The sequence below is a fragment of the Pseudonocardia oceanicola genome (assembly GCF_047200735.1).
Taxonomy (GTDB): domain Bacteria; phylum Actinomycetota; class Actinomycetes; order Mycobacteriales; family Pseudonocardiaceae; genus Pseudonocardia.
In genome coordinates this window covers 1-20,375 of the sequence record NZ_JBJZON010000048.1, presented here as the reverse complement: position 1 = coordinate 20,375, position 20,375 = coordinate 1, and the positions used below count along the sequence as shown (strand labels likewise).

Sequence of the window (20,375 nt, the reverse complement as noted above, 5' to 3'; positions counted from 1 at the left end):
ACTCACTCCATCATCGGGATTCGTGTGTGAAGAGGAAGGAACGGGTGAGGCTGAGTCCGACGCTCCGCGGACCAGCTGCGACAACGTGGGGCGAGGCCGGGATCTCTCCACCCCGCTCGAGGTCGGAGTTCGACTTGGTGGCCAGGTACGGCCCACTCAGCGACGGACTGCTGGGACGTACGCTCGTTCGGGAACGGCCTGGCAGCAGGGTCCGCTCGGACGTCGAGGTCGGTCTCGCGTGAACATGGTCATGTGGCCCGTGTCGCCTCCTTCAGGGAGTTGACCCAGAAGGGGTTGGTGAGCAGGAGCCGTCCGATCGCGACGAGGTTGCAGTCCCTGCCGGCAAGCGCGGCTTCGGCTGCTTCTGCGCTGCTGATGCCGCCGGCGACGATGGTCGGCACACCCGTGCGTCCGCGGACCTGTGCGGCGAGGTTGCGGAAGTCGACCGGGATCTCGAACGACGACGCGCCCTCGACTGCGCCGCCGGCCGCGGCGTCGATGGCATCGCAGCCGGCCCGGCTGAGCCGGTCGATGACCGGGATGGCGTCGTCGACATGCCAGCCGCCGTCGGCGAGGTCGTCGATCGCCAGCCGGGCGAACAGCGGCATTCCCGGCTCGCAGGCTGCGCGCACCTGTTCCACGATCTCCAGCAGGAACCGGCTGTTGGCCTCGGGGCTGCCGCCGTACGGGCCCGAGCGGTGGTTGGTCAGCGGCGAAAGGAATTCGTGAATGAGGTAGCCGTGCGAGGCGTGGATCTCGATCACGTCAACGCCGGCCTGACTCGCCCTGGCTGCGGCCCGCCCGAAGGCGGCGACCAGGTCGCAGATCTCCTCGTCGGTCAGCGCGTGGGGCTGGTGGCTCGAGGCGCTGAAGGGCGCTCCGGTAGCACCGACGACCCGGTCGAGCGCGTCGCTGTCGGCGAAGGCCTTCCGCCCGGTGTGCCCGAGCGGCACACCGACCTTGGCCCCCTGCCCGTGGCAGAAACCCACGATGGGCGCCAGCGCCGCGGCCAGCTCATCGGTGTAGAGGCCAAGAGCACCGCCGTGGCCGCGGCCCTCGGGAGAGACCGCCGAGTCCTCGATCATCACGAGCCCGACACCACCGACCGCACGCGAGCCGTAGTGCACCAGATGCCAACGACCTGCGCACCCGGTCTCGTCAGCGGAGCGCTGCGACATCGGCGCCATCACGACGCGATTCGGCAGCTCCAGGCCCCGAACCATGAGGGGGTCGAGTAACATGAGCGTCTCCTTCAACCGCAGGCGGTCGGCCATCCAACCGGTCGGAAGATGTGGTCGGGACCGTCGAACACCGTGCTGACCGAGCCACCCACTTCGATCTGAGCGAGCAACCGAGCAAGAAGCTCGGCACACGACAACTGCTGCACCAGAGCACTCACCGCACCACGCAGCGCAATCGTCGGTGACCACGATCCTGTCCAGATCAGCCGACTTGACGGTGATCCCGGCGTCGCCGAAGAAGATCCCGTGAGTCCCGCCGCGGCCCCGGCTTCTCGAACCGCGTTGCAGGCTAGCGGAGCCGATGTCACCGGTGATGACGGCCACGTACTCGTCCAGGGCCAGCTTGGCGCGGGGAAGCGACGAACAGCACCTTCAGCTGTCTCGCGCTCGGCGACTATGGCCAGCCCACCTGACGCAAGCGCCTCGACGGCCGGGCGGACTGCCTGAGCAGCACGCTCCAGCTCTCCGGTCCTACGGACCACCTGAGGACCCCACCCTTCGCGATGAATCGACCTGCACACGACCACCTCGGCCTCCGTCACAGGGTCGAGCTCCTCGACTATTTTGAACAAACGTCCAATCTTGCGCCTGAGTATGGGTATCGCTCCACGGCTTGTCAACGGGCAATTGATCGGTACGCGCGATCCCCAGCGGTGACGAAGCACCCGGCAGGCCCCTTGGATCTGCGCGTCTGGGTCCCCCAGGGTGCTGAGGGGGTTGTCGGCCCGGTTGCTCGCTCGGTATGCCCGCACGCCATCCGGTAGCGGGGCCTGACCCATGGTCCATGGACACGCTGATCCCCGCACCGCGGGGGAAGGCGAGGTGATCCAGGATCACGGCCGGCAAGAACTACTCCGACGAGTTCCGTCGGCAGGCCGTCGAGTTGTACGAGTCGACTCCGGGTGCGACGGTGCGCGGCATCGCCGAGGATCTCGGGATCGAGCGCGGCACCCCTGCGCGGGTGGCTCGACCGGCTCGGCACCAGCCGCAGACCGCCGCGGACGGCACCCCGGCCTCCAGCCCTCTCACACCCCGCCCGCCGCGTCAGGCCGGTGCCGGCGGTGGGCCCGAGGTCAGGGGTGGGTCCGGGGTCGGCGCGCCGGAGACCCGCGAGCAGGCCCGGCCCGCGCGGAGGCCGAGAACGCCGCGCTGCGCGCGGAGAACGCCATGCTCGTCACCGAGCGGGAGATCCTGCGCCAGGCGGCCAAGTATTTCGCCGGGGAGACGAACTGGTGAGCCAGCCCGCCCCAGGGGCGGTGCGCGACCCTGCGCGGGCGCGAGTTGACCGCGCCCGCGCCCAACCGGGTCTACGTCGGCGACATCACCTACCTGTCCGTCGCCGGTGGCGAGTACCTGCATCTGGCCACGGTGATCGACTGCTACTCCCGGCGGCTGGCGGGGTGGGCGATCGCCACCACATGCGCTCCGAGCTCGTCGAAGACGCGCTGCGAGCCGCGGCCGCAACCCGCGAGAGCCTGGCCGGGGCGATCTTCCACTCCGACCACGGATCGGTCGCCAGCCTCAACCGGTCGTCGCAACACGTCGTAGCGGAGGTGTTGAATTGGGACGAGAGCCTGGTTGGGCCACGAAAATGACAGGTCGGCCGGCGATGGTGTCGCCCGGGCGGCCGCCCGTCGGGCGTGTCGAGCAACGCCGCGTGTTCTGGGCGGCGGTCGCTCGGGGTGTGACGAGTACCGACGCGGGCTTGGAAGCCGGCGTGTCGGAAGTCGTGGGGAGCCGATGGTTCCGCGAACGTGGCGGGGTGACCCCTCAGGCGATCTTCAAGGCGGATTCGGGCCGCTATCTGTCGTTCGAGGAGCGCGAGCTCATCGCGCTCTGGCACGCCCAGAAGGTGAGCATTCGCGAGATCGCGCGTCGCCTCGGTCGACATCCGTCGACGATATCTCGCGAACTGCGCCGAAACGCCGCTACGCGAGGAGGAACTCTGTCCTATCGAGCGACCGTGGCGCAATGGCACCGGGACCGCCGCGCCGCCCGCCCGAAGACAGCGAAACTGGCGGCGAATCCGCGGCTGCGTCGCTACGTCGAGGAACGCCTCTCGGGTTGCCTGGCCACCGAGGACGGCGTGAGTGTTCCGGGTCCGGCGGTGGCGTTCACCGGCCGCAACCGGGCCCGGCGAGCCGATCGTCGGTGGGGGCGGGCGTGGAGCCCGGAGCAGATCGCGGCACGACTGCGGCACGACCATCCCGACGACCCCACCATGCGGATCTCACACGAGGCCATCTACCACGCGCTCTACATCGAAGGCCGTGGCGCGTTGGCCCGCGAGCACGTCGCCTGCCTGCGCACCGGACGCGCCCTGCGGGTTCCCCGGTCACGGACCCGGCGCGAGCGCCGCAGCAACCGCGGGTTCATCACCCCTGACCACACCCTCGACCGACGGCCCGCCGAGGTCGCCGACCGCGTCCCCCCCGGACACTGGGAAGGCGACCTGATCATCGGCCTGAACCGCTCCGCGATCGGCACGCTGGTCGAACGCACAACCCGTTACGCCCTCCTACTGCCCTTACCGAGAATGGAAGGATTCGGCACCCAGGATCGAGTCAAGAACGGTGCCCCGCTCGCCGGGCACGGCGCCCAAGCCGTCAAGGACGCAATCATCGCCGCCGTCGCCCACCTCCCGGAGAAAATGCGTCGCACCCTGACTTGGGACCGGGGAACGGAGATGGCCCTGCATACCGATCTGACTGCCGCGACCGGGCTCGACGTCTAATTCTGCGATCCGCACAGTCCCTGGCAGCGCGGACGAACGAGACACCAACGGGCTGCTCCGACAGTACTTCTCGAAGGGCACCGACATCTCCCGCTACGGTCCACTGGAACTGGCCGCTGTTGCCCACACATTGAATGATCGACCCCGAAAGAATCTATCGTGGAGAACCCCTCACGAAGCACTCAGTGATGTGCTATATTCGCGGCACTGAGTCGGCGTTGCGATGACCGGTTGAATCCGCCCTACACCCCCCGCGTCTACGCCGGGCTCTGCGAGCGCGGCGTAGGCGCACCGTGTCCAGAACCGGGATCAGGGCCCCACCACGAACAGCGCGTCTTCGACCAGTGGTGAGACCTCCATGAGCTCGAAGCCCTCGGCGTAGCCCGCAGCAGGCAGCCTCTGGTCCTGCTATTCCACCGGCGTCCAGCGCTGGCCATCCAGTGGCTCCCAACGACGAAGAGCGTCAAGTAGCGTGTCGGGCTCCACCCCGTCGAGAACGAGGCTTCGATCGGCTGGACGGACGAATCCCTCACCTACGGCGTGGTCGAGAAATTCGAGGAACTTCTGGTAGTAACCGGCTGTGTTGAGCAGGCCTGTCGGTTTGGTGTGCAGTCCGAGCTGTGACCAGGTCAGAGCCTCGGCGAACTCCTCGAGCGTGCCCAACCCGCCCGGTAGCGCCACGAAGCCGTCAGCGAGTTCCACCATCTTCGCTTTACGTTCATGCATGGACTCGACGATGTGCAGCTCAGTGAGGCCTGTGTGGGCGATCTCCTCGCCGACCTGGTGCTCGGGAATGACTCCGATCGCTGATCCGCCGGCGTCGAGGACGGCATCGGCGAGCACGCCCATGGTTCCGACGCTGGCGCCGCCGTAGACGAGCGTGACGCGCTCTTTCGCGAGGAGGCGTCCCAGCTCTCGTGCGGCGTGGACATAACCGCTTGCCCTGCCGGTGTTCGATCCGCAGAAGACACACAGGCTGTTGATCGCTACCATCTTCCCGCCCTCCTTCGGTGCGCTTTCGTCTAGTAGTGACCGTGCAGGGCGCGGTTTTGCCTACCGAGACCCACGGCGGCTGCACCATCGAGATCAGATACGACGTCGACATCTCGGCGCAGCGTCGGAACTGGCGACAGGATGGGCCACGCTCCCTGTTCCAGATGCCGTTTCGCGGAATCCCCGCCGAAGGTGGTAGAAGCAGTTCCCGGCGGGCCGAAGCGACGAAGAACGTCGCCCCGGTGCCGGAGGTGTCTGCGACGAATGCCGGGCCGCCAGCTCGACGCGCGCACAGGGGGATCGACGTCTGCGCCAGCGGTCGTCATTGCGCGTACTCGCAGAGGGTCGTCGCGCCGTCGAGAAGCTGACGGCCCAGGGCATAGGCGCCGCGGATGTCGTCGCCGGTGAAGCACACGGCCGCGCGTTCGCGCAGGGCCGCGCTGCAGTTCACCCCCACCGTGTGGGGGAGGTGCTCGAACAGCAGCGTGTCCGAGGCCGAGTCACCGTAGGCCACGCACTCCTGCTCGGCGAGCCCGAACTCCTCGAGCAGACCCAGGGTGATGTCGACCTTGTGCTGAAGAGTCAGCAGCAGACCTGGATCCGTGGGACCGCCGGGGACGATGGTCGAGCCGAAGGTTCGGTGAGCGCCCCAGCTCTCCAACCGACGCACGAAGAAGTGCGGCGACTGCGAGATGACCGCGACGTACTCACCTCGCTCGCCGATGTCGGCGAACACTTCGCGCACGCCGTCGATCCACGCTGACGCGGCGAACGCAGCGTCGATCTCCTCCTCGCTGACGTCGGCCCACAGTGGAAGCATCTGCTCCCAGAAGGCGAAGTCGCTGATCTCGCCGCGAACCCACGCACGTTCGATCCGGTCGGCGGCCTCGAACGTGCCGAGGTGCCGGGCCAGATCCACCGAGGCGGCGCCCCGCAGAAGCGTCCCGTCCATGTCGAAGACGTGCAGGTGAGTGTCGGCCATCGGCGTGGGCTCTCCTCTCCGGGGCGGTGCCGTCGTGGCCCGGGGGTAGGCCACGACGGCACCTCGGCGTGCGGTGCTTCGCACCGCAGAGGACCTTGGTCAGGGCCGGGCGGTAACGGCCGTCTCGTCGGACACGGTGCGCATCTGCCCGACGTGGTCGATGTAGTACGACTCGGGGACCTCGCGCTCGGCGTGGGCGATCAGCTCGGTGAAGTCCCACTTCTTGAGCAGCTTGCCGTCACGGAACACCGGCTGCAGCACGTTCTCCGACTCGGGGATCGAACCCTTCGGCACGGTGGTGTACACGCCGTTCTCGTGCTTGAGCGCGAGCCGGCCCTTCTTCGACACCTTGAACGAGGCGCCCGTCGGCGACTTGGCGATGTCGCGCCACTCGCCGTCGACGCACACCGCGGACGCCTTCTGGCCGAAGTTCATCGTGTCGCGGTTCCAGTGCTGCAGCAGGCCACCGCCCATGCCGAAGACCGCGTTGTCGGCGGCTAGGCCTCGGCGCTCGAGCTCCATGTAGACCTGCGGGAGGCTGTGGAAGTTCACGCCGTCGCCCTGCACGACCCGGATGAACGGGGGCAGGACCTTGAAGCCCTTGGAGTTGACCTCGTAGCCGAACGCGTCCATGAGCCACTCGGTGGTGTCCGCGGTGACCTGGACGATGTCGCCGGAGTCGGGGCGGATGCCGACGAGGCCGGGGAAGTTCTGGATCTGTTCCTTGAGCTCGATCCCGATGATCTTCTTGACGCAGTTCTCGTGGTCGTAGGTGTCGGTGAGCAGCAGTGCGACACCGTTGGAGGCGTACACGTCGAGCATGTTGCGCAGGGCGTCGGCTTCGTGCTCCCGGCCCCAGGCGCAGAAGCCGGCGTGCTCGGAGTTCGGGCCGGAGTTGGAGACCTTGCCGGCGTTGTAGAAGCGCTTCGCGGCGAGGATGCCCGGCACCGTGTCGGACTGGTCGAAGTTCACCAGGTGCGCGAGGCCGCCGAGCGCCGCGGACTGCTGGGAGCTGACGCCGCGGGCACCGTAGTCGTGCAGGATGTTGCGGATCAGCTGCGGGTTGTCCGAGGTCCGCGCGAGCGCCTCCTTGATCACCATCTTGGACAGCCAGCTGACCGTGCCGATGGTGCTCGGGTACCAGACCGCGCGCAGCAGCGCCGTCTCGAAGAAGCTCGTGGCCCAGAAGTACTTCGGGTCGGTGTTGATCACCTGGACGAGAACGTTCCGTGCCGGGAGCACGGTGCCCTCCGGGACCGCCTCGATCTCGACGGGCAGGTAGCCGCCGTGGTCGTTGAGGATGCCCAGCCAGTTCTCGCGGTTGAAGTGCATGCCCTGCTCGCGGACCACGAACTCGGCCTCGTCGATGTCCTCGAGCGTGATCGGGCGCATCAGGTACTCGCGCAGGAAAGCCTGAAGGCCGACGAACTGGACGATGGGCCACTCGCCACCGCGCGACTCGATGTAGCTCGAGACGTACTCGGTGCCCGGAGGGTACAGGGGGTAGTGGCAGTGCTTGTAGTTGTCGGTGTTGATGATCAGGTTGTCGAGGTAGCCCATCGGATCGTTCACCTTCCACGAGAGTGGTTTCTACCGACCTGCCGCGTTCACCGGAGCCGGCACGGGCGGGCATGGGGTGCGTGAAACCGAGGTTCTACGCGGATATGCACCCTTGCGCATCCGCCTGGCTGGCCACCAGAGGTCGGCCTTCCCAGCAACAAGATTTTAACGTTTCTACTGTGACCGTCAACTCACTTGGGCTCGGATCGTACACCGTTCGGCGCACGAGTACGCGCACTGGCCGTCTCCGTCAGGCTTGAGGCTGCCCTCCGTCGGGAGCCCTCTGTCCTGCTCAACGCCGTTGGCCGCTTCCCGTTGCCGGGGCACGCTGGAGCCTCAGGGGTGCAGCCGGGCAGACGGGTCGGGATGTCGCTTCGACTCGCCCCCACCGCTCATACCATCGTTTCTATACCGAAGTAGGGTGCGCAGGTGTGACAAGTACTTGAGGAGCGGTCAGCCGGACGTCAGGAACGCGTCGACCTCCCGCGCCGCGGGCATGCCTCCGCGGGCCCCTTCACTCCGGACGGACATCGCTGCGGCGGCGTTGGCACGACGTGCGGCCTCGGGAAGGGCTTCGCCGCGGGCGAGGCCCGCCGCAAGCACGCCGTTGAAGGTGTCGCCTGCGCCGGTGGTGTCCCGGACATTCACGTGATGGGGTAACAGGTGCTCGGTCTTCCCATCAGGGGGCGACCACGAGGACTCCGTCCCCGCCGAGTGTCACCACCACCTCCGACCCGGTCAGCTCGGCCATCGCTTTGCCGCAGCCAAGGATGGTGGCGAAGTTCGGCCGCGCGGCCCGTGGAGCCTGGTCGACCTCCCCGGCATCAGCGGCGTAATCGACGCCCGCGGCGTCGGCGAGATCCAGTAACTCGCCGGCGTTGGGTGTGATCAGGGGGCCGAGCTTGAGCGAACCGGCCAGGTCGGGAACGACCGGTGCTGGATTCAGGATGCAGCGCACGCCGGCGGTGTGAGCCGCGCCCACCGCGGCGGCGACCGCCTCAGCAGGGATCTCCGTGCTGACCAGCACGATGCCTGCCGTGGCCAACCGCTGACCGAGGGCGTCGTGCACGTGGGCCGCGGTGACCTCGTTGTTGGCCCCCGCACCGACCGCGATCTGGTTCTCGCCGGCGTCGTTGACCACGATCAGTGCCGCTCCGGTCGGAGCGTCGTCGATGATCTCGACGTGGGTGACGTCGACGTGGTCGCCCTGCAGTTCCCGTAGCGCCGCAAGGCCCAGGTCGTCGTCGCCCACCGCTCCGACGTAGTACACCCGGCCGCCGACCCGGGCGGCCGCCACAGCGGCGTTGGCGCCCTTACCGCCTCCGTGGCGGTGTACGCCTGGCCCGACCACGGTCTCGCCGGGCGCCGGAAGTCGTGGCGCAGCCACGACCAGATCGACGTTGACCGCGCCGATCACCACGACGTCGGTGCCGCTCAGGAGTCTCACGAGTCCTCCCTCGGTGGGCAGACGCTGTCGCGGATCTGCACGATGGCAGGCAGGTGGTCCGCCACGTGGCCGTCCTTGCCCTCGAGCAGGTCGAACAGCATCTTCGCTGCCCTGAAGCCCATGTCGTGTGCCGGCTGGCGGACGCTGGTGAGCCTGGGGGTCAGCAGGCTGGATATCGGTTGGTCGTCGAAGCCGACGATGCTCATGTCCTGCGGCACGCTCAGCCCGTTCGCCTTCAGGCACTCGATCGCCCCGATCGCCATGAGGTCGTTGGCGCAGATCAGGGCGGTCGGGCGCTTGTCGGCCGGCTCCGCCAGGATCCGCGCGGCCGCGGTGGCCCCGGACTCCTGTCGATAGTCGCCGGCGTAGACAGGAACCTCGTCGGGGTCGATGCCGGCCCCCGCGAACGCCTCCCGATATCCCGCGAGCCGCTGCTGGGCGGTCCACAGCGCGGGCGGACCACCGATCACCGCGAGCTTGCTGTGCCCTTGCGCGAGGACGTGGGCGGCGACCTCCCGCGCGCCCCGACGGGAGTTGCACACGACCGCGGGCAGGTCCCGGCCCGGGATCTGCTCGTCGACCAGGACCACCGGCCCGGAACGAGCGAGGTCGTAGATGGCCGCCGGCATGCTCCCGGTCCCGGACAGGTAGATCACGCCGTCGACCCGCTGGCTGCGCAGCAGCTTGGCGTAGTTCTCCTCCGGGACCTCCGTGGCGTCCGGGACGACCAGCACGACCAGGACGTCGACGGCCGAGGCCGCTCGCTGCACTCCTTCGGCCACCATGGCGAAGAACTGGTTGGTCAGGTCGGGGATCACCATGGCGACGGTCGACGCCGAACGTCGCTTGAGGCTCCTCGCCGACTCGTTGGGCGAGTAGTCGAGCAGGCGGATCGCGTCGAGCACCCGATTGCGGCGCTCGGGGGCGACCGGCCCGCTGCCGTTCAGCACATAGCTGACCGTGCTGATCGAAACGTTCGCGTGCTCGGCGACGTCCTTCATCGTCGGCCGACGGCGTGCCACCACGGCAGTGACCTCCTAGGTCCGGGCGCCAGCCGCCCAGGTCAGGATGGACGCCCACAGCTTCTGATAGTGGGACCATCCCACGAACTCGGGCGGAGCCCAGTGAGGCGCGAGGTCCGAGGTGAACGCGACGGAGCGGCCCTCGCCGGCTGAGCCCACCACCAGGAGCGGGTCATCTCCGGCTCGCGCGATCGTCGTCGCATCCGGCTTGGCGGTGACCCGGTTGTAGCCGAGCAGCGGCGGCCACTCCGCGGGGGTGCCGCCCAGGACCGGGTGGGCGGGGGCGTCGAACTCCGCCTTGACGCCCTCGGACTCCTCGACCCGGTCGTCGTGGTCGAGCATCCGCACCGGCAGCACGTCAGCCAGTGGTGTCATCCCGAACCGTGCCTTGCCGTCGATCCCGGTGAACGACATGTAGCCGCCGATCATCACCAGGCCCCCGCCTGCCCGCGTCCAGTCACGCAGCAGCGCGAGCCGGTTGGCGCTGCGCTCGGATCTCAGGAAGGTCTCGTCGGGCAGCAGGAACGAGTTCGAACCGATGTCGGAGAGCACGACCACGTCGAACTGCTGCAACTCCTGCGGCGACTTGGGGAACTTCGACGAGATCTCGTGGCCGCGGACGTAGGTGACCTCGAAGCCTTCGCGGTCGAGCGCCGAAAGGAACTCGCCGGCGCCTTCCTCGTACTCGGTGTTGTGGAACTGGTCGAAGCCCTTCATGTGGATCGTGTGCTTGATCCACGACTCGCCGGCGAACAGCACGCGCAGCGGCCCCTGCGCCTCCGCGTTCACAGGACCCGATCCCCGATGTGGGCCGGCAGCGGGTCATTGTGGCCCGAGGGCAGGTGGATGTGCTCGCCCTGCGTGGTCTCGAGGCCGATCGTGCGACCAGCCGCGTCCTCGACCATGGGGTGGATCTTCCCGGAAGGCACGTAGCGCGTCTCGTCGGGGTCCTTCTGGTCCCAGTGGTAGGGCAAGTGGTCCGGCTCACCGTAGCAGTAGCCATGCCGGAGGTACCGTGCGTCGTCTCGCTCACGGGACTGGAAGATGTCCGCGGTGATGCCGGTGTCGAACGTCAGTGGCGACATCTTGTCGATCTCGTCGGGCACGATCACCCGCGGAATTCGGCGTGCGCTGGGGGCACCGGGGTCGTACTCCGTCACGATGCCTCACCCCTTCCATGTCGAGGGCCATCGGAGAACCCGCGGGAGAGCGTGCCGCCAGCCACTCGCTGCGGACGAGTAGGTTGAGGCCCGACGGGTACTTGATTCGTTTCTATAGTAGCCCGCCCCGCAGGGGCGTGGTCAACCCTGGGACACGTGCGGAGAGGGCGCATGACGACGTCGTCGACGGGAGCGCAGCTGGTATAAACCATTCCAGTGTAGAGGTTGCTGCGACAACACGGACCGATTGCTCCCGACGGGCTCAAGATCCTCGACTTCTCCGGGGTGTGCTCGCGGAGCCGTTCGCCAGCACTGGTCCTGGCCGACCTGGGAACGACGGTGACGAAAGTCGAGCGTCCCTGGGCGCGGTGACGAGACCCGCGCCTGGGGGGCCCGCGACCGCAACCGCCCCGCACAGGCTCGGGGGCGGAGCCAACGCCTCTCGACGGTCTCGGTGATGTACCGCGGTGTTCAAGGCGTTGACCAACAGCGCGCTGTCCGACGTGGTGCGGACCGTCGGGGAGGTGCTCGAAGGGCGCGCCGCCAAGCCGGTGGGCAGCGGCGCCGAGGGTGTGGTGGCCCTGCAGGATCAGGGGAACGGATACCGGCACCATCGTGGTCCACCTGGTTAGCGCACCCATAAAGAGGACGACGCAAGGCAAGCTCCGACAGTGAGTGAGCCTGTGTTGACCTGATCACGCGCTGCCGATGACGGCTGCATCTACGTCGTGAGCCTGGCCCGCCGCACTCCTCTCGGTCGAGGCGCCTCGTAGAATCCTTTCTCGTCATGTTGACAGCACGGTGGTCGGCGAGGCAAGCCCGTGACGGAGGGTGGGCACGGAGAGACTCGACGACGTCGGCGGTCAATCCGGAGGTTGCGCAGCACACGGCTCGGGTGCCTACTGGGACGGCTCATCTCACGTGCTCATGCACCGCCCGACAGTCCCACGGGCGCCCGCTGTGCGGGGGACGCAGCACTTCGTGCTCACGGCGGCTCGACCGACAGAGTTGACCACTGGCGAGCTTGCCCGTAAAGTCGGCATGAAAGGTTTCTAGCCGGTCATACGCACACCTCCCACGCGAGGGGACAAACCGCCCATCGTGCGCCGCCTGGTCAAGCCCGGCGTTCGCCACAGGCGCCTGGTGGACCGGGCCTACTAAGGGGTTCCGATTCAGGAGGAGTTGGTCCAGCCGCCGAATGCCGCACCCGGTCGCAGAAGGGCTGGGCAAGCAGTCGCCGCGGCACGTCGGCGAGTTCGTGGAGGCACTGGCGAAGGTTGTGCGCTCTCGCTCCCGCCCATGTCGTTCAGACGGGCGGCCTCCGCCGAGCGGGCATTGCCACTGAACGCATGACTCGAGGAGGCAACCGTGCCAACCCCCAGTCCACTGATCATTGACACCGACCCCGGAGTGGACGATGCATTCGGGATCCTCCTGGCGTTGTCCAGCACCGACTGCGACGTCCGTGCCGTCACGGCCTCCTATGGCAATGTCGCCCTGGACCAGACCTTCGTCAACGCCCGTCGGATTCTCGCCCTTGCGGGGCGTACTGAAGTACCGGTGGCCGCCGGCGCAGCTCGGCCACTGGTACACGTGCAGGCTGAGGTCGCGCCGGAGTGGCACGGCGCAGATGGCCTTGGCATGCACTCGAGTGGCTTCCCGGAGCCCGGTCCTGCCGGCGCCCGTCCCGCCCTCGACCTCATGGTCAGCATCCTGAGGGAGTCATCGGTCCCGGTCACGATCGCCTGCCTGGGCCCGATGACCAACACCGCACTTCTGCTCGCTGCGCATCCCGAGCTGACCCCGCGCATCAGGCGCATCGTCGCGATGGGGGGTGCTCTCGGCATGGGCAATACCCGTGGTGCGGGCGAGTTCAACGTCTACGCGGATCCCGAGGCCGCACAGCGTGTGCTCACCCAGCCCGAGGTCCCCGTGACGCTCGTGCCGCTCGACCTCACGATGATTGCGCTGTCGACGACCAGTGGCTCGACGAGCTCAGCCAGGCCGGGCCGCGCTGCGCAGCGCTCGTCCGCACGGCGGCGCTGTACCGCGAGGCCACCCGTGAACGGTACGGACACGACGCGATCGCCCTGCACGACATGCTGGCCATGCTGGAGGCCGTTCGTCCCGGGACGCTGCGCACCACGCCCCATCGAGTCAACGTGGCGTGCACGCTCGGCCCTGGACGTGGAATGACCGTACCCGACCGCCGGCTCGACGCTTCCGGCCCGCTGGTGGACATCGCGCTCGACGGCGAGGTCAAGGTCGCGCTCGCCGACGCCCTCCGGCACCTGAGCACCCTCGGCTGACGCGGTTCACAGCCTGTGGAAGCGGGTCCGCCACACCAGAGACGACAGCACCGCCGTCGCCGCGGGTCAACCGGCGATCGACGCGAGCGTGCCGGGGCCGAGGACGGCGACAAACACGGCCACGATCACTGCGATGAGCGCCGAGGACAACCTCGTCACGGAGAGACGCTCTGGTGGGGTTCGGTGCTCTCAAGACCATGTGAGCGCTGCAGCTACTCCGAGGCGAGTTGCGGTCGCGACGCCGATCGAGCTCCCGTCTGCCGTAGGTCGCGTTCCGGACGGCGTCCTCGCTCTCGAGGCTGGAGCCGAGCGCCCCAGCCACGATGCCGACGGAGCTGGCCAGCCACACCAGTTTGAGGTGAGCGTCGAACGAGGTGGGCCGGCGTCTGGGGACTCAAGCCCTCCCAGGGGGCGATCAACCGCGGGGAGCGCCAGACCGCGAGCATGCCACCAACGGCGTGCACGCCGGTTCGGCGGAGGACATGCGGCCGGTCGCCATCGCGATCGCCTCGCGTGCCGGGGGTGCCCCGGGCAGGCCCGCCCTGCACGGCCCGGCCATGCCGCCACCCGCCCGCGTCCCGAGCACGGTCGCGGTGGTCGAGACCGAGGCCTGGGAGCGACCCGACGCGGTGAGCCGGAGCGCGTTCGAGCGGGTCGTCGCCCAGCTCGAGGCCGCAGGAGTGACGATCCTGCGCCGCAGCGACGACGCCGTCGTCGCGCGGTTCGAGCAGGCCCTCGTCGGCGTGACCGATCTCGGCAGCGAGATCCTCGCGTGGGAGCACTCGTGGGCCTTCCGAGACCTCGCCACAGATCGTCCCGACGACTTCACCGCCCGGGTCGAGTTCTTCGGCACCACCGACCGACTCGGCGCCGCGAGGCTACGAGGAGGCCCTTCGCACCGGCGCGGCGGTGGCGGCCGCCTACGCATCCTCGAACCCCGTGTCGATGCAGTCCTGCTCCCGACCTCGAGCGGTCCGGCACCGGTCCGGCCCGGGGACGTGCCGGGAAGGCCGCCGGTTCGCGGGCCCACCGGCGATCCGGGGTTCAACTTCGCCAACCGTCGCGATCGCACGCTGGATGGGGGAGGACCACGACCCGGTCAGCGTCTGACGACGCAACCGCTCGAGCGCACGGCGACCACGCCGTCGTCGGGGTCGACCCACGTTGGTGTGGATCGAGCTCACCGGCGGCCCCCGGGCCCCTTCACCCTGGGATGAGTCCCACCGCCGCCTCGACGTCCACGGTCGGCGCGAGGCGACCGGCCTCAGCAGCGCGACGTGCCCCTCGAGGCCCTCGCACGCCGCGGGCGCGGTACCGGGCCAGCACGAGGGGATCGTGACCCAGGACGATGTCGGCCGGTTCGTCGACGAGCCCGGGGAGGCGCCGGTCGTACACCTCGAGGAGGTGGTCGGGATCGTGCGTGACTGCGAAGACGTGCCGCGCTTCCAGGTTGGCGTAGAAGTGCACGGCGTCGGAGGCGAGCACGAGCGGACCGCGGGCCGTGGCCACCCGCACCACTTGGGTGCCTCCGGTGTGGCCGCCGACGTGGTGCACGCTGAGGCCCGGGGAAGAGCTCCTCGTCCTCGGCGGAGAAGCGCACCCGCCCGACGTGCACCAGGCGGACCGCGTCCACGATCTCCTCGACAGCGTAGGCGCTCACGGTTGTCGGGTCGGCCATGTGCTGCCCGACGACGAACTGCAGCTCGCGCTCGTGCACGTGGAACCGGGCCCTCGGGAAGAGCCCGAGATTGCCGGCGTGGTCGTAGTGCAGGTGGCTCAGGATGACGTCGTCGACGTGTGCGGGATCGACGCCCACCGCGGCCAGGCCGGCTCCGACCGAGTTCAGGAGGCTCCGCCCGCGGCGGACGCCCTCCGCCGGGCCGAACCCCGTGTCGATGACGACGGTGCGCTCGGCCGACCGGACGACCCAGACGTAGTAGTCGATCGGCATCGGGCCGTCACAGGCGCACCCGCCGAGGAGTTCTCCGACGTCGGCGGTCCATGTGGAGGTATCGGAGCGCGAAGACCTCGTAGGTCTCGCCGTTCACGGCTCGTCCGGGCCGCCGGCGCGCACCTCGACCCCCGCCCACCCCTCCGCGAGCCGGGCGATGCTGGTGAAGTCGGAGTCCGCGCCGAGCTGGTCCCGGGTCTGACGCCACATCTGGTGCACCACCGAACCGACCCAGGTCGGGACTTGGAGGTTCGCGGCCTCCTCGGCGAACAGCCCGAGGTCCTTCTCCATCAGGCCGGTGGCGAAGCCGAAGTCGGAGGTCCCGGGCAGGACCGACCGCGGGAACTTGTCCTGGGTCGCGCTGTTGCGTCCCGATCCGGCGTTGAGGACGTCGAGCATCATCCGTGGGTCCAGACCGGCCTTGGCGCAGACCACCATCGCCTCCGAGGTGGTCGCCAGGGCGGCCGCGGACAGGTAGTTGTTCACCAGCTTCATCGCCTGCCCGAGGCCCGGCTCCGTGCCGACGTGGAAGACCTTCCCGAGGGCGGAGAGCACCGGCTGCAGCGTGGCGAAGTCCGCGGCCGGGGCGGACACCATCACGGCGAGCGTGCCCTTCTCCGCTCCGCTCGTGCCTCCGCTCGCCGGGGCGTCGACGGCGGTCACTCCCCGGGAGCGGAGCTCCTCGGCGATCCGGCGAGCCGTGCGGGTGCCGGTGGTGGACAGCTCGACCACCCGCCGGACCGCGCTTCCCCGCGCAAGGCCGTCCGGCCCGAGCACGACGTCGAGCACGATCGCGGGGGTCGGGAGGCTGGTGAGCACCACCTCGGAACGGTCCGCGACCTCCTTGGCCGACGACGCCGCCTTATGCGTTGGCTTGTCGATGGTCACCTACATGGCAGCGGTGAGCTGTGGGATCGACTGGCCCGCGCCGGCCGGGCGTTCGCCATCAACCCGCTCGCCGTGTCGCGTTATCGAGTCAGCTCCCCGACCTCCGCCCCCGTTCTTGGCGATGCCGGTTCGGGGACGAGCGGCGTAGCGCCTCGCGGCGCTCCCGCTCACGTCGGCTGTAGGCGGCCTCGCGTACCGACTCCTCGCTCTCGAACCCCGACCCGATGGCGCCCGCGACCGTCGCGGCCGAGGTCACCAACAGGACGACCAGTGCGTAGTCGGGCAGGGAGGGCGTCGGCCCGACATACTGCCCCAGTACCTCCGGTGTGTAGACGACGACCGCGGCGACCAGGTTGAGTGCGTAGAGGGCTGCGTATCCGCAACTCAAGCCCAGCGCGAGGGTCAGCACGGTGGAGGCGTTGAACAGCATTGCCTCCTCGCGTTCCGGGGCCGGTCGGCCCCGCGTACGCATCCATAGCTGGTGGTACACGATGAGCCACGTGACCAGCACGGCGAGTGATCCGAGAGCCGCGGCCAGCCGCTGTACCGGCGTCATGGTGGTGGCGAGCTGCCACAGGGTGGGGTTGATCAGGTAGAACGCGCTGAAGGCGAATGCACCGACGAGCGCGCCCCGTAGCCCGGCGACCAGTCGCCAGGGACGGTTGTCCCGGACCATACCGAGGAGCAGGCGAAGCCGGCCCCGGGAGGCGACGACGCGGACGTCCACCTCCTCCTGGTCCGGTGCCAGGCGGCGGAACGTCTGTCCCAGGGCGGCTCGCCCGTGACCGGCCGCCGTGTCCGCGGTGCTGTCGCGCAGGACCGCGACAAGCCACACCACTACCTCCTGAACCCGGCGGCGCAGGGCCATCGCACCGAATGCGGGCAGCGAGACGACCGCGACTTCGCGGGCTTTGCTGGCGTCGGCGACGACGGGCCGGCCAGCACTCCTCATCGGGAGGTCGGTGATGCAGACGGCGAGATCCCATCCGTGCTGCCGCAACCGCTCGGTCGCGAAGTCCATCATCTGGAATTCATGGACGTCGGTGGGCGGTAGTTGCTCCAGCCTCACGTCGATCCTCCAGTCGGGCTCCCCGAGCTGGGCGGCCAGCAGGTGCGGAAGGTCCCGCTCGAGCTGCCGAGCCACGGAGGCGGGCGCGGCGACCGGATCGGCCAGGATGCCGATCACGACGGGGGTCGACGACGAGGTGCCACCTGGGGTCGTCATGGGTGATCCTCTCGTCGGGCGGCGGTCACCGAGGTCGGCCAGGACCAGCCCTGGTGTCGCAGCACGGCCCAAAGCAGACGGCGTGTCCCCCCCGCACGGTCGACCGCAACCGCGATGTCGTCTTCCGGCCGCAGCGGTACTCCCCGCTCGCGCAGGGTCGCCACATCCGGTGGCGGCGGGGCGTCGACCTCCGGGAGGCGGTGCGGTCCCGGCAACATGCTGAGGTAGCTCTCGATCGCCTCACGCGGTGGCCCGAGCACGAGCGGCGGCAGCCGGACCTGCTCGTCCACGAGTTCGTCGAGCACCAGCAGGGCTTCACTGAGCACCGCTACTGCCGGCCAGTGCGCGGCCCTCGGGTCCTCGGACCGGAAGTAGTACAGCACCGGGTAGGCCAGGTGCTGCTCCGCCAGCCCGTGGAGCTCCGAGGTCAGGGCGACCAGGTGCTGGTCGATGCCGGTGAACGCGGCGCCGTCCCAGCTCCGTAGCACGATCCGCTCCGGCGTGTCGCCCAGCGACAGGATGAGGCGTCCGAGCCGGCGCTTGCCCATCACAGCGGCGGTCAGCGACATGACATAGGTGATGACGAGGGTGACGATCGCGAAGCCGGCCGTGGCGGCCACCCCGGTCAGCACCTGCCAGAGCGCCCCGTTCGGCACGTAGTCGCCGACCCCGAGGGTCGAGAGTGTGAACGCGGCGTAGTACAGCGTGTCCCACGCCCCGGCGGGCCTGCCGGTGCCGCTGTCGATCACCGCTCCCCGCTCGGCGGAGAAGATCAGGAACCAGGCAAGGAGGGTCAGGCCGAGCCACAGGACCACAATGACCGATGTGATCACGAACCCGGTGGCGGCCGGCGGGCCTGGACGCCTGCCCTTTCGCCCACGCGGGGCGAAGGTGCGCCACACGGCGCGCGCCACAAGCCGGGTGACCGGGCCCGAGGGGCGGTCCAGACGCACGGTGGTCCGCGCCATGTCGGCCATCGTCAGGAGCAGCACTGTCACGCCGACGGTCGCAAGAAGGACGTTCATCCGACTCCTTCGGTCGACGATTGTTTGTGGAGCGACCACCCCGGTTGCGCCGGGCCGGCTCAGGTCGCTTGCGCCACCGCTGGCGGGATGCGTGCCCCGCCGCGCAGGGCGCGCACTGTCGCCGCCGTGAGATTGCTGGTCCGCAGGGCGACCAGGATTCGTCCCAGGGAGTCGCCACCGCCTCCGCGGCCACGTGGAGTGACTGCGCGAGGGTCGGGATGTCGGTGATGCCCTCGACCAGGAGGCCCAGGACCTGGAGGTCCAGAGCGGTGAGGCCGTGCAGGTCGCCCGGTGGGCACAGGAGCACCGCGGCGCAGAGGTGGTCGAGGTCAGGGCGGGCGAAGTCGAGCGCGACGACCCGGATCAGCTGTTCGCCGCCGGTGCCGGGCGTAGGGGCGAGGAACGAGATGTACGCCCCGCTGTCGGCCAACTCGTCCACGGCGACCGTAAGGATCGGCGAGCCCGGCGCCAGCAGGCGGTCGTCGGAGAGACCCGGCAGCGGCAGGACGCGGCCTGCGCAGGTGAGAACGACGCCGGCGCTGGCACTCTGGGCGATGCGGGCGGTCTCGGCGATGTCCCGGGTGCGGTCCAGGTGGTCGGCGATCGCCGTGGTGACGGCCGCGACGACCCTCTGGTCAGCCTGGTTCAACCGCGACCGATCGGCGGAGAGCAGGCTGAGGAAGCCGACGTGCCGCCCCTCCGCCGTGAACAGCCCGGCTGGGAGGCCCTGGCGGAAACCCGCCGGGAGCAGGTGGTCGGCCCACGCGCGGACCTCGGACAGGGAGCTCGAGATCTCGCTGGCGAGCATCGGCGGCCGAGGCCGGTTGAGGCCCAGCATCTCCACCTCCTCGTCGGCCTCCGGACGGCCGAAGTAGTCACGGAGAGGCTCGGCCGCGCCTGTGGTGGCCAGCGGGACGTGACGGTGCTGCTCGGGGTCGCGCACCGCGAGCCAGCCGGCGTCGAACGCCAGAATCCGCCCGAGTCGCGGCAGGATCGCTGCAGCCCGTTCTTGCAGGGTCGCAGACGAGGCGGCGATCCGCCCGAGCTCCAGCCGCAGGTCAGGGGCCTCCGGTTCGCTTCCGCTCATCGTCCCTCTTCGTCGGGGGCCGGTAGAGAATGTGCGGGTCGACCCCGCCAAGGTCTTCTCAGAGCGTCCCCGTGGAGATCACCGTCTCGGCCAGCTCTCGTACCTTCACGTTGCGGTGCTGGCTCTGGGCCTTCAGGGTCGCGATGGCCTGGTCGTCCGTGAGCCGGTGCAGGCACATCAAGATACCGATCGCGATGCCGATCCGCCGGTTGGTGGCCAGCGCGCGCTCCAAGTCGGCCGCTCGTTCCTCCGCCGAGCGGGCCCGCGCCTGCAGCTGGTCGAGCTCGGCGCAGACGACGAAGCGCTGCGCTGGTGCGGACGGTGCCTCCACTGACAAGCTGACGGTCATCGTGTCCTGGTCCTCCTCGGGCGCCACGGGTGTGAATCGGCTGGTGCGCCGTCGTCGCCGGTCTGCCGTGAACGATTGGGCCTCGGACGTCAAGAATGCCGACGCGTTCCGGCATCCGACATCGGCAGAGCGACCGATCCGCGCCACCGCGATCCGGAATGGGCATGTCTGCCGATACCGCCGCGTCTGCGCCCGGGGTCGGATGGAGCAGCGCCCGGCGTCGCCAGGGCGCGGACGCTCAGGGCTGCCCCGAGGGCCGACCGCAACGAGGAGGCACCGTGAAGGTGATGGTCGTCGACCGCCATCCCGACCGGCCGCGACTGACGAGGGCTGGACCAAGGTCGTCCCCGAGCCGGCGACGGCGGGAGCGTGACATGGCAGGCGAACCGAACGGACGGCCGT

The 20,375-nt window shown here is 69.2% G+C and carries 15 protein-coding genes and 4 pseudogenes; 4 read left to right on the top strand and 15 right to left on the bottom strand.

The annotated features are described in order from the left end of the window. Window positions 1-248 precede the first annotated feature (248 nt). Window positions 249-1,274, bottom strand: coding sequence for an oxidoreductase (locus tag ACL02T_RS34140; protein ID WP_412834960.1), 1,026 nt, complete (start codon window positions 1,272-1,274; stop codon window positions 249-251). 799 nt (window positions 1,275-2,073) lie between these two features. Here ACL02T_RS34140 and ACL02T_RS34135 point away from each other — a divergent pair. Together ACL02T_RS34135 and ACL02T_RS34130 are read left to right on the top strand one after the other, a co-directional pair. After that, window positions 2,074-2,755 (top strand): annotated as a pseudogene (locus ACL02T_RS34135) (transposase); the annotation flags it as partial. 77 nt (window positions 2,756-2,832) lie between these two features. Next, window positions 2,833-4,186, top strand: a pseudogene (locus tag ACL02T_RS34130) (IS30 family transposase). Between the two features lie 197 nt (window positions 4,187-4,383). Here the strand turns inward: ACL02T_RS34130 and ACL02T_RS34125 are convergent. The 8 genes from ACL02T_RS34125 to ACL02T_RS34090 form a co-directional block, all read right to left on the bottom strand. After that, entirely contained in the window at window positions 4,384-4,968 is a 585-nt protein-coding gene (locus tag ACL02T_RS34125; RefSeq protein ID WP_412834959.1) for an LOG family protein, read from the bottom strand. Between the two features lie 322 nt (window positions 4,969-5,290). After that, entirely contained in the window at window positions 5,291-5,950 is a 660-nt protein-coding gene (locus tag ACL02T_RS34120) for an HAD family hydrolase (RefSeq protein ID WP_412834958.1), read from the bottom strand. Between the two features lie 99 nt (window positions 5,951-6,049). Then, window positions 6,050-7,522: a nicotinate phosphoribosyltransferase gene (locus tag ACL02T_RS34115; protein ID WP_412834957.1), complete on the bottom strand. Its 1,473-nt coding sequence runs from the start codon at window positions 7,520-7,522 to the stop codon at window positions 6,050-6,052. 441 nt (window positions 7,523-7,963) lie between these two features. Continuing rightward, window positions 7,964-8,158 carry a PfkB family carbohydrate kinase gene (locus ACL02T_RS34110; RefSeq protein WP_412834956.1) on the bottom strand — a complete coding sequence of 65 codons (195 nt, stop codon included), beginning with the start codon at window positions 8,156-8,158 and terminating at the stop codon, window positions 7,964-7,966. A gap of 31 nt (window positions 8,159-8,189) precedes the next feature. Beyond that, window positions 8,190-8,897, bottom strand: a complete 708-nt coding sequence (locus ACL02T_RS34105; RefSeq protein ID WP_412834961.1) for a PfkB family carbohydrate kinase — start codon at window positions 8,895-8,897, stop codon at window positions 8,190-8,192. Between the two features lie 56 nt (window positions 8,898-8,953). Next, on the bottom strand, window positions 8,954-9,982 hold the full coding sequence (locus tag ACL02T_RS34100) for a LacI family DNA-binding transcriptional regulator (RefSeq protein ID WP_412834955.1): 1,029 nt from the start codon (window positions 9,980-9,982) through the stop codon (window positions 8,954-8,956). Window positions 9,983-9,994: 12 nt separating this feature from the next. Then, window positions 9,995-10,768 carry a glutamine amidotransferase gene (locus ACL02T_RS34095; RefSeq protein WP_412834954.1) on the bottom strand — a complete coding sequence of 258 codons (774 nt, stop codon included), beginning with the start codon at window positions 10,766-10,768 and terminating at the stop codon, window positions 9,995-9,997. After that, window positions 10,765-11,091 carry a hypothetical protein gene (locus ACL02T_RS34090; protein WP_412834953.1) on the bottom strand — a complete coding sequence of 109 codons (327 nt, stop codon included), beginning with the start codon at window positions 11,089-11,091 and terminating at the stop codon, window positions 10,765-10,767. The genes ACL02T_RS34095 and ACL02T_RS34090 overlap by 4 nt, the downstream gene beginning before the upstream one ends. Window positions 11,092-12,507: 1,416 nt before the next feature. Between ACL02T_RS34090 and ACL02T_RS34085 the strand changes: the two are divergent. Both ACL02T_RS34085 and ACL02T_RS34080 read left to right on the top strand, forming a co-directional pair. Next, window positions 12,508-13,325, top strand: a pseudogene (locus tag ACL02T_RS34085) (nucleoside hydrolase); the annotation flags it as partial. A gap of 605 nt (window positions 13,326-13,930) precedes the next feature. Next, on the top strand, window positions 13,931-14,665 hold the full coding sequence (locus tag ACL02T_RS34080) for a hypothetical protein (RefSeq protein WP_412834952.1): 735 nt from the start codon (window positions 13,931-13,933) through the stop codon (window positions 14,663-14,665). Here ACL02T_RS34080 and ACL02T_RS34075 read toward each other — a convergent pair. The 6 genes and pseudogenes from ACL02T_RS34075 to ACL02T_RS34050 form a co-directional block, all read right to left on the bottom strand. Then, window positions 14,652-14,966 carry an MBL fold metallo-hydrolase gene (locus tag ACL02T_RS34075; RefSeq protein ID WP_412834962.1) on the bottom strand — a complete coding sequence of 105 codons (315 nt, stop codon included), beginning with the start codon at window positions 14,964-14,966 and terminating at the stop codon, window positions 14,652-14,654. The genes ACL02T_RS34080 and ACL02T_RS34075 overlap by 14 nt on opposite strands. Window positions 14,967-15,159: 193 nt before the next feature. Then, window positions 15,160-15,399, bottom strand: a pseudogene (locus tag ACL02T_RS34070) (MBL fold metallo-hydrolase); the annotation flags it as partial. A gap of 93 nt (window positions 15,400-15,492) precedes the next feature. Next, on the bottom strand, window positions 15,493-16,287 hold the full coding sequence (locus tag ACL02T_RS34065) for an NAD(P)-dependent oxidoreductase (RefSeq protein WP_412834951.1): 795 nt from the start codon (window positions 16,285-16,287) through the stop codon (window positions 15,493-15,495). Window positions 16,288-16,375: 88 nt separating this feature from the next. Next, complete coding sequence (locus tag ACL02T_RS34060; protein WP_412834950.1) at window positions 16,376-17,512, bottom strand: hypothetical protein; 1,137 nt, start codon at window positions 17,510-17,512, stop codon at window positions 16,376-16,378. Further along, a complete protein-coding gene (locus tag ACL02T_RS34055) occupies window positions 17,509-18,537 on the bottom strand; it encodes a potassium channel family protein (RefSeq protein ID WP_412834949.1) in 1,029 nt (342 codons plus the stop codon). Before ACL02T_RS34055 ends, ACL02T_RS34060 begins: the two co-directional genes overlap by 4 nt. A gap of 1,145 nt (window positions 18,538-19,682) precedes the next feature. Continuing rightward, complete coding sequence (locus tag ACL02T_RS34050; protein ID WP_412834948.1) at window positions 19,683-20,000, bottom strand: ANTAR domain-containing protein; 318 nt, start codon at window positions 19,998-20,000, stop codon at window positions 19,683-19,685. Window positions 20,001-20,375 lie beyond the last annotated feature (375 nt).